A 16,636-nucleotide genomic window follows, 5' to 3' on the forward strand; every position below is an offset into this window, starting at 1 on the left:
AGCCTAAAGTGTTCTCATCCGACAACTTCTGCTTGACTATCGACATAAGTCCGGCGTACGGTGCCGTCATGTCAGTGAGTAAGGTCACAAGCCTGGGTGAAGCGGACGACCCCGGCCCCCTCGCCCCCCAGGTCTACCGCGCGGCGGTGATCGGTACCGGCTTCATGGGACGCGTCCACACCCACGCCGTCCGGGCCCACGGCGGCCGGGTCGTGGGCGTGGCGGGCTCCTCCCAGGACAAGGCCGAGCGCTTCCGCACCACCCACGGCCTGGACCGCGCCGTCGGCCACGCCCTCGATCTCATCCACGACCCCGACGTGGACGTCGTCCACGTGTGTACCCCCAACCACCTGCACGCCCCGCTGAGCCTGGCCGCGCTGTCGGCCGGCAAGCACGTCGTGTGCGAGAAGCCCCTGGCCACGGACGCCGCCACGGCCCGGAGCCTGGTGACGGCCGCCGAGGAGGCCGGCCGCGTCGCGGTCGTGCCCTTCGCCTACCGGTTCCACCCCATGGCCCGCGAGGCGCGGGCGCGCGTGGCGGCGGGCGCCATCGGACGCGTCAGCCTGGCGCACGGCGGCTACCTCCAGGACTGGCTGCTCTCCCCCGAGGACGACAACTGGCGGGTGGACGCCGAGCTGGGCGGGCCCACCCGGGCCTTCGGCGACATCGGCTCGCACTGGTGCGACATGCTGGAGTTCGTCACCGGCGACCGCATCACCGCGGTCAGCGCCCAGACCTCCCGCGTCAACGACACCCGCGGCAGCGCGTCCCGGCCGGTCACCACCGAGGACCTGGTCGCCTTCCAGTTCTCCACCCGCGGCGGCGCGATCGGCAGCGCCGTGATCAGCCAGGTCTCCCCCGGCCGCAAGAACCAGCTGCTCCTGGAGGTGGCCGGGAGCGAGGGCTCGCTCGTCTTCGACCAGGAGCGCCCCGAGACCCTGTGGTCCGCCTCCCGCGGGCGCACCGCGCTCATCTCGCGCGACGACCCCGACCTCAGCGCCGACGCCGCGCGGCTGGTCACGGTGCCCGTCGGCCACCCGCAGGGCTACCAGGACTGCTTCAACGCCCTGGTCGCCGACACAGCCGCGGCCATCGCCGGGCACGAGCCCGAGGGCCTGCCGCGCTTCACCGACGGCCTGCGCGCCGCCGTCCTGGCCGAGGCCGTGCTGGAGTCGGCCCGCGAGCGCCGCTGGGTCGACGTCCCGGAGGTGGAGGAGGCATGACCGGCGAACCCCTCCTGAGCATGCGCGCCATCACCAAGTCCTTCCTCGGCGTGCGCGTCCTGCACGGCGTCGACCTGGACCTGCGCGCCGGTGAGGTGCACGCCCTGGTCGGCGAGAACGGGGCCGGGAAGTCGACCCTGATGAAGGTGCTGGCCGGGGTGCACCGCCCGGACGGGGGCACCATCGAACTCGACGGTGAGGAGGTCGCCTTCGAACACCCCGTGCGGGCCCAGCGCGCCGGGGTCGCCACGGTCTTCCAGGAGTTCAACCTCCTTCCCGAGCGCACCGTCGCCGAGAACGTCTTCCTGGGCCGCGAACCCCTGCGCCGCGGCCTCGTGGACGGCCGCGCGATGGAGCGCGCCACCGCCGCGCTCCTGGCCGACCTCGGCCTGGAGGGGATCGCCCCGTGGCAGAAGGTGCGGTCTCTGTCGGTGGCGGAGCAGCAGATCGTGGAGATCGTCAAGGCGCTCTCGCAGGACGCCCGCGTCATCTCCATGGACGAGCCGACCGCCGCGCTGGCCGACCACGAGGTGGAGGTGCTCTACCGGATCATCGGCCGACTGCGCGAGCGGGGCGTCGCCGTCCTCTACGTCTCGCACCGGCTCAAGGAGATCTTCGACCTGGCCGCGACCATCACCGTGCTCAAGGACGGTGACCTGGTCGGCACCTGGCCCGCCCAGGAGCTGGAACCGGCCGAGCTGGTGCGCCAGATGGTCGGCCGCCCCGTCTCGGCGGTCTTCCCCGAGCCCCTCGAACCGCGCGGCGAGCACGTCGGACGCGTCCGGTTGTCGGTCACCGGGGGCGGCAACGCCCAGGTCGACGGCATCGGGTTCGAGGTCCGCGGCGGTGAGATCCTCGGTCTGGGCGGGCTCCAGGGCAGCGGCCGCACCGAGGTCGCGCACGCCCTGTTCGGGATCGCCCGGTTCACCCGCGGCGAGGTGCGCGTGGACGGGCGGGTCGTGAACCCGCGCTCACCGCGCCAGGCCGTGCGCGCGGGACTGGTGCTGGTCACCGAGGACCGCAAGTCACAGGGCCTGGCCCTGCACCAGTCGGTGCTGGACAACGGGCGCCTGGTCCTGGACGCCGTGTTCCCCTTCGGCTCCGGGCGGCGCGCCCGGCGGCTGCCCGGTGTGCTGTCGTCGCTGGAACTGGTCGCCCGGGGCGGCCACGGCCAGGAGGTCCAGTACCTGTCCGGCGGCAACCAGCAGAAGGTGGTGCTGGCCAAGTGGCTGGCCGCCGAACCCGGCGTCATGGTGATGGACGAGCCCACCCGCGGCATCGACGTGGGCGCCAAGCAGGCCGTCTACCGGCTGATGCGCGAACTGGCCGCCGACGGTGTGGCCATCGTGCTGATCACGTCGGAGCTGCCCGAGCTCATCGGTATGGCCGACCGCCTGGTCGTGCTCGAAGACGGGCGCATCGCGGGCGAACTGCCCGGCGACGCCGACGAGGAGGCCGTCATGGCCCTGGCCACCGGTTCCGCCCCGCGCGAGGAGGCGGCCTCGTGACACCCCTGCGGACCACCGCGGCGAGCCTGGGTTCGCGGCTCGGCACGACCGGCCTGGTCTACGCGGCCCTGGTCGTCCTGCTGGCGGTCAGCGCCGCCTTCCTGGCCGCGCGCGGCGCCACCCTGTTCACCACGGCCAACACCGTCGACCTGTTCACCCGCAGCAGCCTGCTGGGCTTCCTGGCCATCGGCCAGACACTGGTCATCCTCTGCCGCTCGCTGGACCTGTCGGTGGGCCACGTCGCCGCGCTGTCCGCGCTGGTCGCCGCCACCACGATGGACGGCGACCCGTCGCGGATCGTCCTCGGGGCCACCGCCGCGCTGGTCGTGGCGGGACTGATCGGCCTGGCCAACGGGCTCATCGTCACCGGCCTGCGGGTCAACCCCTTCATCGCGACCCTGGGCACGGCCCTGATCGTCCAGGGCTACCTGGACACGACCTTCCAGGGGCCGGCCGGGTCGGTGCCCGAAGCCTTCCAGGCCTTCGGCTACACCCGGATCGGCCCGCTGCCGGTCTCCACCCTGGTCATGCTCGGCCTGGCGGTGGCGGCCGTCGTGTTCCTGCACCGCACCCGCATGGGCTACCACATGTACGCCGTCGGCGGCGACGCCGACGTCGCCCGCCTGTCGGGCGTGCGGGCGGGCGTGCCCGTGGTCACCGCGCACGTCCTGTGCTCGATCACCGCCGGAGTGGCCGGGCTGCTGCTGGCGGCACGGTTCGGGACCGGCAACCCGCAGGTGTACGCCAACGGGTACGAGCTGGAGGCGATCGCCGCGGTCGTGCTGGGCGGGACCTACCTGCTCGGCGGACGCGGCGGCGTGGCCGGAACCATCGCGGGCGTGTTCGTGCTGGCCACCCTCGACACCGTGTTCAACGTGCTCGCGGTCGACCCGTTCGTCAAGGACGTCCTGCGCGGCGCGGTCCTGGTCGCCGCGGTGGCCGTCTACGCCCGCGGACAGCAATCCCGCGCCGCGACGCGCGTGCGGTTCCCGTCCACGGGCCCGCCGGCGCCGCCGCCCTCCCAGCCCCCGTCCCCGAAGACCGCTCCCCTGGGAGGCCGCCGATGACCGCCCCCGCCTCCCCGACACCGTCCGCCCCGCCGCCCGCACCCGGGGCGGACGGACGGCGCCGCCCGCCCCTGGGCGCGCTGTCCTCGATGCCCAGGGGCGGCACGGCGACGGTCGCGCTGATCCTGCTGCTGATCTTCGTCGTCATCGCCACGCAGAACCCGTCGTTCTTCGAGGGGCCACCGCTGATGGGGTTCGCCAAGAAGGCCGCCCCGCTGGTGATCCTCGCGGTCGGCCAGTACCTGGTGATCGTCTCCGGCGAGTTCGACCTGTCGGTCGGCTCGCTCGTGGGCGCCCAGGTCGTCATCGCGGCCCGGCTCATCGACGGCGACGAGGCGATGACCTGGCCCGTGCTGGCGCTCATGGTGGCCTTCGGGCTGGTCGTGGGCCTGGTGAACGGGCTGGTCACCACGCTGCTGAGGGTGCCGTCGATCATCACCACGCTCGGCACCATGCTCGTCCTCTTCGGCGCCGTGCGCTTCTGGACCGGCGGCGCGCCCACGGGCGCGCTCTCCGAGGCCTTCCGCGTCCCCGGCCGCGACGGGATCGAGAACGTGCCGTTCCTCCACCAGATCCCGTGGGCCCTGCTGATCGCGGCCGCCGTCGTGGTGGGCGGCGTGCTGGTGATGCGCTCCCCGTACGGGCGCACGCTGATGGCGACCGGTGACAACGACACCGCCGCCGCCTTCTCCGGCGTGCGGGTGTGGTCGGTGCGCACGCTGGCCTTCATGGCGTCGTCCCTGCTGGCCACGCTCGCGGCGGTGCTCATCGGCGGCTACGCCGGGGTCACCGCCCAGGTCGGCCAGGGCCTGGAGTTCACCGCCATCACCGCGGTGGTCCTGGGCGGCGTGGTCCTGGGCGGCGGACGCGGCACCGTGCTCGCCGCCGCGCTGGGCGCCCTCACCGTGGAGGCGCTCTTCACCCTCTTCAACCAGCTCTACCTGCCCTCGACGATCCAGCCGGCGGCGCAGGGACTCATCATCATCGCCGCGGTGGCCTACGCGTCGCGCCGCGGCGAGCTCCGACTGCCCGGGCGCCCACGGCGGCGACCGGACCACCCGACCGAGCACACGCTCGGCTCTTCGAGGAGGTAACACACCATGCGCGTTCCCCCTGCGCTGCTGGCCGGCGCCGCCGGCCTGGCCCTGGTCCTCAGTGCCTGTACGACCGACGCTCCCGACGACGAGGCGGCCGAGGGCGCCGGCCTGTCCCCGGACGAGGAGTGGTTCGACCAGGAGGAGTTCGACACCCAGCTCGCCCAGCGCGACATCACGCCCGAGGGCGACCCGGAGCAGCCCTGGCTGCAGGCGATCGAGCCCGAGTGGACCGACACGGGCGAGTTCGCCTCCGACGACCCGGGGGAGGCCACCGTGTGCTTCTCCAACGCCTCGGTGTCCAACCCGTGGCGCGTCACCGGCTTCATCACCATGGAGCAGCAGGTGGAGGCGCTCCAGGACGAGGGCCGCATCGGCGAGTTCCGGGTCTCCGACGCCGCCGACGACGACAACCAGCAGATCTCCGACATCCAGGCGTTCGTGGACGCCGGCGACTGCGAGGCCATCATCATCTCGCCGTCCACCACCGCCACCCTCACGCCCGCCGTGGAGACCGCCTGCGAGAGCGGTGTCCCGGTCATCGTCTTCGACCGCGGGGTCAACACCGACTGCATGGTCACCTTCATCCACCCCATCGGCGGCTACGCCTACGGCGCCGACGCCGCCGAGTTCCTCGTGGACGAGCTGGAGCCGGGTTCCACCGTGCTGGCACTGCGCATCCTGCCCGGGGTCGACGTGCTCGAACACCGTTGGGCGGCGGCCCAGACCATCTTCGACGACAGTGAGCTGGAGGTCCTCGGCTTCGAGTTCACCGGCGGCGACGGCGCCCAGATCAAGGACCTGGTGTCCCAGCACCTCCAGCGCGGGTCGGTCGACGGCATCTGGATGGACGCCGGTGACGGCGCGGTCGCGGGCCTGGAGGCCTTCGAGGACGCCGGACAGCCGTACCCGGTCATCGCCGGCGAGGACGAGCTGAGCTTCATGCGCAAGTGGGACGAGGAGGACATCACGGCGATCGCCCCGGTCTACTCCAACTTCCAGTGGCGGACCCCGGTCCTGGCCGCGAGCATGATCCTGGCGGGCGAGGAGGTCCCCTCGGAGTGGGTCCTGCCGCAGGAGCCGATCCGCGAGGAGGAGCTGCAGGACTACCTGGAGCGCAACGCGGACATGCCGTCCCTGCACTACGCGAAGTTCGGCGGCGAGGACCTGCCGGGCTTCCCCGAGGCCTGGACGGACCGGTAGATGCGCGCGCTGGGGGTCAACACCTGGGTGTGGACGTCGCCGCTGACCGACGCCGCGCTGGAGCGCCTCGCGCCCCGCGTGGCGGAGTGGGGGTTCGACGCGATCGAGCTGCCGGTGGAGAACGCCGGCGACTGGGACCCCCGGCGCGCCCGCGACCTGCTGGACGGGCTGGGCCTGACGGCCACCGTCGTGCTGGTCATGGGGCCCGGTCGCGAGCTGGTGGCGACCGGGCCCGGGACCCGCGCGAACACCCAGGACTACCTGCGCCGGGTGGTGGACGCGGCGGCCGGGGTCGGCTCGCCCGTCATCGCCGGTCCCGCCTACGCCTCGGTCGGCCGGACCTGGCGGATGTCCGAGTCCGAACGGGCCGGGGTCTACGCCGAGCTGACCGACGCGCTGGCCCCCGTGGTCGACCACGCCGCGGCCGCGGGCGTGCGGGTGGCCGTCGAACCCCTCAACCGGTACGAGACCAGTGTCCTCAACACGGTCGACCAGGCCATGACGGCCCTGGCCGACCTGCCCGCGCGCCACTGCGGGCTGGCCCTGGACGTGTACCACCTCAACATCGAGGAGCGGGACGTGGCCGCCGCCGTCGACCGGGCCGCCCCGCGCCTGCACCACGTGCAGGTGTGCGCCAACGACCGGGGCGCGCCCGGCGCCGACCACCTGGACTGGCCCGGGATCACGGCCGCGCTGGACCGGGCCGGGTACACGGGACCCCTGGTCATCGAGTCGTTCACCGCCGACAACGCGAGCATCGCCACGGCCGCCTCCGTGTGGCGGCCCCTGGCGGAGACGCAGGACGCCATCGCCGTGGACGGCCTGGCGTTCCTGCGCTCGCTGCCGGACCCGGCGGTGCCGCCCCTCCCCCGACCCGCCCCCACACGGAGGTAGTGAGAATGCCGCGACCAGTCACCCTGTTCACCGGCCAGTGGGCCGACCTGCCGTTCGAGGAGCTGTGCTCCCTCGCCTCCTCCTGGGGGTACGACGGCCTGGAGATCGCCTGCTGGGGCGACCACCTCGACGTCACCCGCGCCGCCGTGGACGACGCCTACGTGCGGGAGAGGCGGGAGATCCTGGAACGCCACGGCCTGGGCGTGTGGGCGATCTCCAACCACCTGCTCGGCCAGGCGGTGTGCGACGACCCCATCGACCACCGCCACCGCGACATCCTGCCCGACCGGGTGTGGGGCGACGGCGACCCCGAGGGCGTGCGCCGGAGGGCGGCCGAGGAGATGCGCACGACCGCCCGGGCGGCGGCCCGGATGGGCGTGTCCACGGTGGTGGGGTTCACCGGCAGCGCGATCTGGAAGTACGTGGCGATGTTCCCGCCGGTGGGCGAGGACGTGATCGAGGCGGGCTACCAGGACTTCGCCGACCGCTGGAACCCGATCCTGGACGTGTTCGACGAGGTGGGCGTGCGCTTCGCCCACGAGGTGCACCCCTCGGAGATCGCCTACGACTACTGGTCCACCGAGCGGGCGCTGGAGGCGGTGGGGCGCCGCCCCGCCTTCGGCCTCAACTGGGACCCCAGCCACATGATGTGGCAGGACATCGACCCGGCGGGCTTCCTGTGGGACTTCCGGGACCGGATCTACCACGTGGACTGCAAGGACACGCGCAGGCGGACGGGCAACGGACGCAACGGGCGGCTGGGTTCGCACCTGCCGTGGGGCGACCCGCGACGGGGCTGGGACTTCGTCTCGACCGGGCACGGCGACGTGCCGTGGGAGGACTGCTTCCGCACGCTGAACGCGATCGGCTACGAGGGCCCGGTGTCGGTGGAGTGGGAGGACGCCGGGATGGACCGGCTGGTCGGCGCCGCCGAGGCGGTGGACTTCGTACGCGCGCACGCCTACGACCCGCCGGAGGCGGGCTTCGACTCCGCCTTCCAGACGCGCGGGTAGGGGGCCGTCGGCCCTGGCCGATGCGGGTGCCCGGCGCCCGGTGCCCGACCGGTGCCCGCCGACCTTGGCGGACGCCCCTGGCATGGCCGACCCGGGCGACCGGTGTCCGCCGACCTCGGCGGGCACCCGCGGCGCGCTCCCCGCCTGGGAACGCGCCGACGGCACCTCCGGACCCCCGGCGTCGACCCCGTCGTGCTTCCGGGGCCGCGCCGCGGCCCGTCCGGTCACATCATGGGGGCGATGACCACCCGGTAGCGGCCCCCGTCGGCGGTGGCCACGTCCGTGCGGAAGTCGTTGACCCGGTTCACGGAGCGCTGGACGGTGTCGCTGCGCACGGCACTGGTGTCGGCGGCGGGCAGGTGCTCCCGGACGGACGAGATCGCCTCGTCGACGGACAGCGCGGTCGCTCTTCGCTCCGGCGTGACACTCCAGCCGTCATCGGACAGGCGGCTGATCGCGATCCGGAACATCCCGGTTCTCCCTGCGGTGTCGGGGGGCTGGAGCGCCATTCTCCCCCATCGCCCACGGCCGCGGAAGAGCGGTCCGGCCGGGTGTGGACGGCGGCGCCCTCCGCCCGCACCCGGATCCGGTCCGAGCGACCCGGTCAGACCTCCAGATCCTCCTCGATGCCCTTGAGGCGGTGCCTGGCCAGGGCCAGGTTGGCACGTGCCCGGTCCAGCGCGAGGTAGAGGAACAGGCCCTGCCCCTTGCGGTTCGTGAGGGGCCGGATGAGGTGGTACTGGCTGGAGAGCGAGATGAGGATGTCCTCCAGTCCCTGCTTGAGTCCGAGCTGGTCCATCGTCCTCATCTTGGCCCGGACGACCTCGGTGTTGCCCGCGGCGGCGACGTCCAGGTCGAGCCCGCTGGTCGAATTGAGCGACCCCAGCGACATTCCGCTGTTGTAGTCCACGACGGCGGCACCGAGGGCGCCCTCGATCGCCATCATGTCCTTCAGCCCGGCTTCGATGTTCGGCATGTCCTTCTCTCTCCTTGTGGTCGTGTGGCGCAGAAACGGCCGTTGGGCCATCCAACGGCGAAGGCGAACGCGCGGTTCGAACCGGCGACCGGTCACGCGATCACGGACCCCTTCCACGGGCGGTCGACCGACAGTGAGCGGAGCCCGGTCAGAACGCGGTCGAGCACCGCGCGGTCCACCGTGGACGCGGCTCGGGGAGCGGGCCGTCCGCGCTGACGTCGGGGAGGCGGACCCTGGTCCCGGCGGGACGGCGGCAGGTGCGCCGAGCCCGACAGGCCCCGCAGTCGCCGCAGGGCGAAGCCGAGGTGGCCCCGGTCCCGTTCCATCCGCACCTGTACACACAGGTCGGAGCCCTTCAGGACGGCGATCAGCAGGTGGTGGTCGGCGTCGGTCACGACCACGTCCTCCACCGCGTCGGCGGCGTACGGGGGGTTTGCTCCGATGGCCCGGACGATCTCCACCGCCTCCGTCGGCCGGTCGTCGACACCGGCGAGGGAGACCGTCGCGCCCTCACGCCAGTCGACCAGCGAGACGCTGCGGACTCCGGGTGTCGTGAGCATCTCCCGCAACTGCTGGTCGATGGAGGGCACGGCGGCTCCTTCGGGGAGAGCAGGGGGACGACGCACGTCGGCCCCGGGGGGAGCGGTTGAGGCCCTCGGCGGCCCCTACGGATTCCCTGACGATAGGACGCGTCGGCGCGCTCCGCAGGCGTTCGCCGAATTCCCTGACTTTCGTCCAGAAAAGTGGCAAACCATCACGATCCCGAAAGAAGCGACACAGGAGCTTTGTTCAACTTTGGGCACTACAGAACTGTGGCCGCCCGGAGCACACCGGGCGGCCGCTTCCCTCATGTTCTGGGCGTCGGCCGTGCTTCCTCCCGGAGGAGGAGGCTCACAGCCAGGTGACCGCTCCGGTCTCCAGGTCGTAGCGCGCCGGGACGATCTCCAGGGTCCCGGCCTCGACCAGGCCGCGCAGGTCCTCGTCCTCCTGCAGCCTTCCGGCGATGTCGACGGCGTTGGCCCGCACGCAGTCGTCGAGGAAGTCGTCGCCCTCCTCGGGAGTGGCCTCGACGACGGGGAGGATCTCCTCCACCAGGTAGCCGACGTGGCCCTCGGGCACCTCACCGCTCTCGTGCGCCTCGACGGCCGCGGTGACCGCACCGCACGACTGGTGGCCCAGGACGACGATGAGGCGGGTGCTGTCGATGTGCAGGCCCGCGTAGCTCAGGCTGCCCAGGACCGACTCGTCCAGGACCTGTCCGGCCGAGCGGATGGTGAACACGTCACCGAGACCCTGGTCGAAGATCAGCTCCGGCGGAACCCGGGAGTCGGCGCAACTGAGGACGGTGACGAAGGGGCTCTGGCCCTCCAGGAGCTCCGCCCGGCGGTCGGCCCCCTGGCGGGGGTGGACGGAGTTGTTGTCCCGCCAGCGCGCGTTGCCCTCTTCGAGCAGGCGCATGGCGGCCGCGGCGTCCTCCGGCGCGGGCGCCGCCGACGGACTCGCCGAGGAAGCGGCGGCGGGTGCCGCGGAACTCCCCTCCGAGGCACAGGCGGGTACCGCGGCGGCTACCGCGACGCCGGCTCCACCGATCAGGGATGTACGTAGTGCGGTTCGGCGTGAAAAGGCCATGGAGACGACTCGGATCTTCGCTAGATGGGACAAAGCGGGTCCCTGTCCCTCAAAACGAGGCAAAGCTACTCCTCGCCGCGAGGGGCGCCGAGCTCCTTGACGCATCTCTAACGCCAGGTGGGACGTGGTTCCGAACAACGCGGAATCCCTTATGCTGAAATACTGACCGTCCGTTCGTTCAGAAATTGCGCGTGATCCCGGCGACATCGGGTCCGCACCCCTTCACCAGGGACGACCAGGAGGTAGATTCACCTACCGTGCCTCGATCTTCCTCTCTCGAACCACCGCCCTCCCGCCGGGAGCCGGGCCGGCGCCGTTCCGGCCGCCCCGGCCACGACGCCGACTCCGTGCTGCGCGTGGCCGCACGCGTGTTCAACGAGCGCGGGTACGACGGCACGAGCATGGAGGACCTGGCCCGCGCCCTGGGCGTCACCAAGTCCGCGATCTACCACCACGTCACCGGCAAGACCGAACTGCTGCGGCGCTCCCTGGACCTGGCCCTGGACGCCCTGTTCGCGGTCACGCGCGAGGACGCCTCCACCACCGGCCCGGCCATCGAGCGCCTGGAGAACGTCCTGCGGGGCAGCGTGCGGGTCCTGGTCGAGGAGCTGCCCCACGTCACCCTGCTGCTGCGCGTGCGCGGCAACACGGAGGTCGAACAGCACGCCCTGGCCCGCCGCCGCGAGTTCGACCACCTCGTCGCCGGGCTCGTGCGCGAGGGCATCGCCGCCGGGGAGGTCCGGGACGACGTGGACCCCGCGATCGCCGCGCGCCTGCTGTTCGGGATGGTCAACTCGATCGTGGAGTGGTACCGCCCCGACCGCGGACTGGACGCCGACGAACTCGCCGACTCCCTCTCCCGCATGGCCTTCGAGGGACTACGCGCGTAGCGCGTCCCCTGAGCATGGCCGCGCGCCCCACGAGGTGGCCACATCAGGCCAGCGGGCACACCCGGACAAACCTGGCCAACGACCCCCGCGCCTTCCTACAATCCCTACACCGTCTCCCCCAACGGTCCATGGAAAGCGGCGCTCGTGACCGACCACCTGTCCCAGGACTGGCTGACCCCTGCCATCGCCTTCTCCGTCTCGGTGTGCGGATCACTCCTCGGCCTGGCCTTCGCCGCCCGCGCACGGCGGGCCCGCGGCGTCGCCCGGTGGCAGTGGCTGATCCTGGCCGCGCTGTCCCTCGGCGGCATGGCCGTGTGGTCGATGCACTTCATCGCGATGATGGGCTTCAGGGTCCCCGGCGTCTCGATCCGCTACGACGCCTTTCTCACCCTGGTCAGCGGGGTCACCGCCGTCGTGGTCATGGGCGCGGCGCTGACGATGACGATCCGCAAGCGCACCCTGCCCTGGATCCTCGCCTCGGGCGCCCTCGCCGCCGCCGGGGTCGTCTCCATGCACTACACGGGCATGGCCTCGATGAACATGCACGGCGCGATGCACCACGAGCCGTTCTACATCACCGCCGCCTGTGTCATCGCGCTCATCGCGTCCACGGTCGCGATGTGGTTCTCCGCCCGGCTGCGCGGCGCGCCCGCGATCGTCGCCGCCTCCCTCGTGATGGCGGTCGCCGTCACCAGCGTGCACTACACCGCGATGATGGGCGTCCACGTCATGGACCCGGATGCGGAGCGGGCGGGCCCGCCGGAGGGCTCCACCGCAGCCGACCTGCTCCTGCCGGTGATCGTCGGGCTGTTCGTCCTCCTGCTCGTGTGCAGCCTCTTCCTGATGCTCGGCGAGGACGAGGAGCGGGTGGACTACTCGCGCTCCGGCGCCGACACCCCGCGACCGCGTACGAGCGCGCCACAGGCGGCCGCGGACTACACCCCCCGGCACGGCGTGCGGGCCACGCCCCCGCCGGCGGCGGACGACGTCTGGCGGCGCCCCCGCCGCTGACGGCACGGCCGCGTGCGGCACCACAGGGCCACAAGAGTGACGCATGTCACTTCACGCGAGCCCCCAACCCTGGACCGCCCTCCACGCGGGAGACCCAGCACACCCACCTTGACTTCACAGCTTGAACTCAAGGTGCAAAGTTGAGCCCGTGTTGCGGCCTGGGTCACTCCCTTGTTTATGGTTCTTGAAGGCAACGACGCCTGGGGGCACTCTTTACCTCTCGTTGGTGAACTCAACGAGCTGAGCGTGCGCCGCGTTCCCGTACCCCCGGTTGCCGTCACCGAGCATCGTCTGGAGATCCCGTGAGCACCACCGCACCCGCCGGACCGCACCCGCCCGCGGTCCGCCCACCGAACCTGCGCTACGTCGTCTTCATCGCCGCGGCCGCCGCGCTGGGCGGATTCCTGTTCGGCTACGACAGCGCGGTCATCAACGGAGCGGTCGAAGGGATCCGCGGCCGGTTCGGCGTCGGCTCGGCGGCCCTGGGCGCGGTCATCGCCATCCCCCTGCTCGGTGCCGCCGCCGGTGCCGTGATCGCCGGACGCCTGGCCGACCGCGTCGGGCGCCCCCGCGTCATGCAGCTGGCCGCAGTGCTGTTCGCGGTCAGCGCCATCGGCTCGATGCTCCCCTTCACCGTATGGGACCTGGCGGTCTGGCGCGCCCTCGGCGGCATCGCCATCGGTATGGCGTCGGTCATCGCGCCCGCCTACATCGCCGAGGTCGCCCCCGCCGCCTACCGCGGCCGGCTCGCGTCCTTCCAGCAGGCCGCGATCGTGCTGGGCATCGCCGTCTCCCAGCTGGTCAACTGGGGCCTGCTGACCCTGGCCGACGGCGACCAGCGCGGCACCCTGTTCGGCCTGGAGTCCTGGCAGGTCATGCTGGGCGTCGAGATCGTCCCCGCGGTGGTCTACGGACTGCTCGCGCTGCGCATCCCCGAGTCCCCGCGCCACCTGGTCGCCACCGGCCGGACCGACGAGGCCAAGCGGGTGCTGGCCGCGGTGGAGGGCGACGGCGGCGACCTGGACGCCGAGGTCGCCCGGATCGACGCCCGGATGCGCGGTGAGCACAAGCCCGTCCTGCGCGACCTCTTCGGCGGCCGCGCCGGCCTGCTGCCCATCGTCTGGGTCGGTATCGGCCTGTCCGTCTTCCAGCAGCTCGTCGGCATCAACGTGATCTTCTACTACAGCTCCTCGCTGTGGCAGTCCGTCGGCATCGACCCGAGCAGCTCGTTCCTCTACTCGTTCACCACCTCGATCATCAACATCCTCGGCACCGTGATCGCGATGCTGCTGGTCGACCGGATCGGCCGCAAGCCGCTGGCCCTGATCGGCTCGGCCGGCATGGCCGTCTCCCTCGGCCTGGCCGCGTGGGCGTTCTCGTTCACCACCGAGGTCGACGGGGTGATGAGCCTGCCCGACCCACAGGGCGCAGTCGCCCTGTTCGCGGCGCACGCCTTCGTGATGTTCTTCGCCCTGTCCTGGGGCGTGGTCGTGTGGGTGATGCTCGGCGAGATCTTCCCCAACCGGATCCGCGCCGCCGCGCTGGGCGTCGCCGCCTCCGCGCAGTGGATCGCCAACTGGCTCATCACCGTCAGCTTCCCGTCGCTGTCCGACTGGAACCTGGCCGGCTCGTACGTCATCTACGCGGCCTTCGCCCTGCTCTCGATCCCGTTCATCCTCAAGTGGGTGCCCGAGACCAAGGGCCGGGCCCTGGAGGAGATGGGCTGACCGCCGACCCCCGATCCCCGACGAGGCGGGCCGCCGTGGCACGGTGGCCCGCCTCCGGCGTGGAAAACCCGTGGCGCGCGGGACGCGGCCGGCCCTAGGATCGACCCGCCCGGACGCCCCGTGCACCGCACGACGGCCGACGACGACGGAGAGGAACACGCCATGACGGACTTCACGAGTGGCCCAGCCCCAGTCTTCCCGATCGTCCGCGAGCCCTGACGGACCCCTTCGCGCGGTCCCACGGCTCGCCTTCCAGAGAGCCTGTCGTGAGTACACACAGCACTTCGTCCACCCCTTCCCACCCACTGGACGCCCTCGGCTGGAACCCCCGGGTCGAAGCCGCCTTCGACGCCGTCGCGCTGTCCAGCGAACACGTCCTGCTCCCCGCCCGCGTCTCCGCGTCGCGCCGGGGCGGCGCCGAGATCCGGCTGCCGGGCGCCCGCGACGCCGCCTTCGCCCCCGCGGTCCGCAGGGCCGCGCACACCGACCCCGCCGCCGCGCCGTGCAGCGGTGACTGGGTCGCCGTCCGCCGCTCCGGCGACGACTGGCTCGTCGAGGCCGTCCTCGAACGCGCCGGCACGCTCGTCCGCCAGGGCGTGGCCAAGGACTCCCACGACCAGGTCCTGGCGGCCAACGTCGACTACGTCCTCATCTGCGAGGCCGCCGACCAGGGCCCCAACGTCGGACGCCTGGAACGCTTCCTCAGCCTGGTCCGGTCCGGCGGTGCCGTCCCGGTGGTCGCCGTCACCAAGGCCGAACTGGCCGGGGACCGCCTCCCCGAGGTCGTCGAACTCGTCGAGTCGGTCAGCTCCGGCGCCGACGTGTACACCGTGAGCGCCCACACCGGCCAAGGGCTGGACGCCCTGTCCGCCCGCCTGCGGCCCGGTGCGACCTGGGTCCTGCTGGGGACCTCGGGCGCGGGCAAGTCGAGCCTGGTCAACGCGGTCGCCGGACGCTCCCTGATGGACACCGGGGAGATCCGCCAGGACAAGCGGGGACGGCACACCACCACGCACCGGCAGCTGCTCGCTCTGCCGGGCGGCGCCCTGGTCCTGGACATCCCCGGGGTACGCCGGATCGACGTCCCCGGCGACGGCTCGGGCGTCGACCGGACCTTCGCCGACGTCCTGGACCACGCCGAGCGGTGCCGCTTCCGGGACTGCGCGCACGAGACCGAGCCCGGCTGCGCGGTCCAGGCCGCCATCGACGAGGGCGAGCTGGACGCCCGCCGCCTGGCCCGGTGGAACCGGCTGCGCCGCGAGTCCGAGTGGAACCGGTCCCGGGGCGACCGCAGGGCCCGGGAGGAGCGCACTCGCCAGTGGAAGGCCCTGGACAAGGCGGCCAGGGACGCCGGTCGGCGCAAGCGCGGCCACCACCACTGACCGGGCACGCCGTGCCCGTGGCCTCAGGGGTCGCCGCCGACCCTGCCGTGAGCCACCGCGGCGGCCCCGGGGCCGGGCTCAGAACCCGAAGGCTCGGCGGGCGTTGCCCGCGACCACCCCGGCGAGTTCGTCCTCGTCCATGCCCTTGGCCCCAGCCAGCGCGCGCAGCGTGTACGGCACGAGGTAGGGGGCGTTGGGGCGGCCGCGGTAGGGCTTGGGCGTGAGGAACGGGGCGTCGGTCTCCACCAGCAGCAGTTCGGGTGGGGCGACGGCCGCGGCCTCGCGCAGCGGTTCGGCGCTGGCGAAGGTGACGTTGCCCGCGAAGCTCATGAAGTAGCCGTGCTCGGCGCAGACCTTGGCCATGTCGGCGTCCCCGGAGAAGCAGTGGAAGACCACCCGCTCCGGCGCGCCCTCGTCGGCCAGGATCCGGAACACGTCGTCGTGCGCCTCGCGGTCGTGGATCATCACGGCCTTGCCGTGGCGCTTGGCGATGTCGATGTGCCGGCGGAAGGACTCCTCCTGCGCCCGCGCGCCCTCGGGACCGGTCCGGAAGGTGTCCATGCCGGTCTCGCCGACCGCCACCACGTGCGGCAGCCCGACGAGCGCGTCGATGCCCTCCAGCGCCTCGTCCAGCGCCGCGGTGCCGCCCGGGGCGCGCACCTTGCCCGCCCAGTCGGTGTCGTCGACCTCGACGCCCTCGGCGCCGTCGCCGTGCACGATCCGGGGCGCCTCGTTGGGGTGCAGGGCCACGGCGGCCCAGACGTCGCCCGGGTGGGCCGCGGCGGTCTCGGCGGCCCAGCGCGAGGACGCCAGGTCCACGCCCACCTGGACGAGCGGGGTCACACCGGCGCCGCGGGCGGCCGCGATGATCTCCTCGACCTCCGGCGTCTGCATGTCCATGTGCGTGTGGCTGTCGGCCACCGGCACGCGCAGGGGCTCGGGGACCGGCGGGGGCGTCTGCTGGTTGCGCTCCCGGACCGCTCTCCCACTGCGTTTACCCACGGATGGCTCCCGTCCTG

16 protein-coding genes are annotated in these 16,636 nt (G+C 72.5%); 11 read left to right on the top strand and 5 right to left on the bottom strand.

Features of this window, described 5'->3' with window-relative positions; genetic code table 11:
• The first annotated feature begins 74 nt into the window (after positions 1-74).
• The 7 genes from ADL05_RS13260 to ADL05_RS13290 are packed head-to-tail and all read left to right on the top strand — an operon-like array spanning position 75 to position 8,002.
• A complete protein-coding gene (locus tag ADL05_RS13260) occupies positions 75-1,223 on the top strand; it encodes a Gfo/Idh/MocA family protein (RefSeq protein ID WP_053617304.1) in 1,149 nt (382 codons plus the stop codon).
• The gene (locus ADL05_RS13265; protein ID WP_053617248.1) at positions 1,220-2,731 is read left to right on the top strand and encodes a sugar ABC transporter ATP-binding protein; all 1,512 of its coding nucleotides are present in this window, start codon (positions 1,220-1,222) and stop codon (positions 2,729-2,731) included. The genes ADL05_RS13260 and ADL05_RS13265 overlap by 4 nt, the downstream gene beginning before the upstream one ends.
• On the top strand, positions 2,728-3,798 hold the full coding sequence (locus ADL05_RS13270; protein ID WP_053617249.1) for an ABC transporter permease: 1,071 nt from the start codon (positions 2,728-2,730) through the stop codon (positions 3,796-3,798). The genes ADL05_RS13265 and ADL05_RS13270 overlap by 4 nt, the downstream gene beginning before the upstream one ends.
• Complete coding sequence (locus tag ADL05_RS13275) at positions 3,795-4,892, top strand: ABC transporter permease (RefSeq protein ID WP_053617250.1); 1,098 nt, start codon at positions 3,795-3,797, stop codon at positions 4,890-4,892. Before ADL05_RS13270 ends, ADL05_RS13275 begins: the two co-directional genes overlap by 4 nt.
• 6 nt (positions 4,893-4,898) lie before the next feature.
• Positions 4,899-6,095, top strand: coding sequence for a substrate-binding domain-containing protein (locus tag ADL05_RS13280; RefSeq protein ID WP_053617251.1), 1,197 nt, complete (start codon positions 4,899-4,901; stop codon positions 6,093-6,095).
• On the top strand, positions 6,096-6,989 hold the full coding sequence (locus tag ADL05_RS13285) for a sugar phosphate isomerase/epimerase (RefSeq protein ID WP_053617252.1): 894 nt from the start codon (positions 6,096-6,098) through the stop codon (positions 6,987-6,989).
• A 5-nt stretch (positions 6,990-6,994) separates the two neighbouring features.
• Entirely contained in the window at positions 6,995-8,002 is a 1,008-nt protein-coding gene (locus tag ADL05_RS13290; RefSeq protein WP_053617253.1) for a sugar phosphate isomerase/epimerase, read from the top strand.
• Between the two features lie 224 nt (positions 8,003-8,226).
• Here the strand turns inward: ADL05_RS13290 and ADL05_RS13295 are convergent, their stop codons facing one another.
• The 4 genes from ADL05_RS13295 to ADL05_RS13310 form a co-directional block, all read right to left on the bottom strand.
• On the bottom strand, positions 8,227-8,472 hold the full coding sequence (locus ADL05_RS13295) for a hypothetical protein (protein ID WP_053617254.1): 246 nt from the start codon (positions 8,470-8,472) through the stop codon (positions 8,227-8,229).
• Between the two features lie 134 nt (positions 8,473-8,606).
• On the bottom strand, positions 8,607-8,978 hold the full coding sequence (locus ADL05_RS13300; RefSeq protein WP_053617255.1) for a hypothetical protein: 372 nt from the start codon (positions 8,976-8,978) through the stop codon (positions 8,607-8,609).
• Positions 8,979-9,070: 92 nt separating this feature from the next.
• Entirely contained in the window at positions 9,071-9,568 is a 498-nt protein-coding gene (locus ADL05_RS13305; RefSeq protein ID WP_053617256.1) for a hypothetical protein, read from the bottom strand.
• Positions 9,569-9,869: 301 nt separating this feature from the next.
• Positions 9,870-10,607, bottom strand: coding sequence for a carbonic anhydrase (locus ADL05_RS13310; protein WP_053617257.1), 738 nt, complete (start codon positions 10,605-10,607; stop codon positions 9,870-9,872).
• Between the two features lie 356 nt (positions 10,608-10,963).
• Between ADL05_RS13310 and ADL05_RS13315 the strand changes: the two genes are divergently transcribed.
• The 4 genes from ADL05_RS13315 to rsgA all read left to right on the top strand — a co-directional run bounded on the left by ADL05_RS13315 (position 10,964) and on the right by rsgA (position 15,617).
• Positions 10,964-11,497, top strand: coding sequence for a TetR/AcrR family transcriptional regulator (locus tag ADL05_RS13315; protein WP_053617305.1), 534 nt, complete (start codon positions 10,964-10,966; stop codon positions 11,495-11,497).
• Between the two features lie 144 nt (positions 11,498-11,641).
• A complete protein-coding gene (locus tag ADL05_RS13320) occupies positions 11,642-12,508 on the top strand; it encodes an MHYT domain-containing protein (RefSeq protein WP_053617258.1) in 867 nt (288 codons plus the stop codon).
• Between the two features lie 302 nt (positions 12,509-12,810).
• Complete coding sequence (locus tag ADL05_RS13325) at positions 12,811-14,235, top strand: sugar porter family MFS transporter (protein ID WP_053617259.1); 1,425 nt, start codon at positions 12,811-12,813, stop codon at positions 14,233-14,235.
• Between the two features lie 266 nt (positions 14,236-14,501).
• On the top strand, positions 14,502-15,617 hold the full coding sequence (rsgA, locus tag ADL05_RS13330; protein ID WP_053617260.1) for a ribosome small subunit-dependent GTPase A: 1,116 nt from the start codon (positions 14,502-14,504) through the stop codon (positions 15,615-15,617).
• Positions 15,618-15,695: 78 nt separating this feature from the next.
• Here rsgA and ADL05_RS13335 read toward each other — a convergent pair whose 3' ends face one another.
• Positions 15,696-16,619, bottom strand: coding sequence for a TatD family hydrolase (locus ADL05_RS13335; protein WP_053617261.1), 924 nt, complete (start codon positions 16,617-16,619; stop codon positions 15,696-15,698).
• Positions 16,620-16,636 lie beyond the last annotated feature (17 nt).

The sequence above is a fragment of the Nocardiopsis sp. NRRL B-16309 genome (genome assembly GCF_001279585.1).
In the GTDB taxonomy this organism is placed as follows: Bacteria; Actinomycetota; Actinomycetes; order Streptosporangiales; family Streptosporangiaceae; genus Nocardiopsis.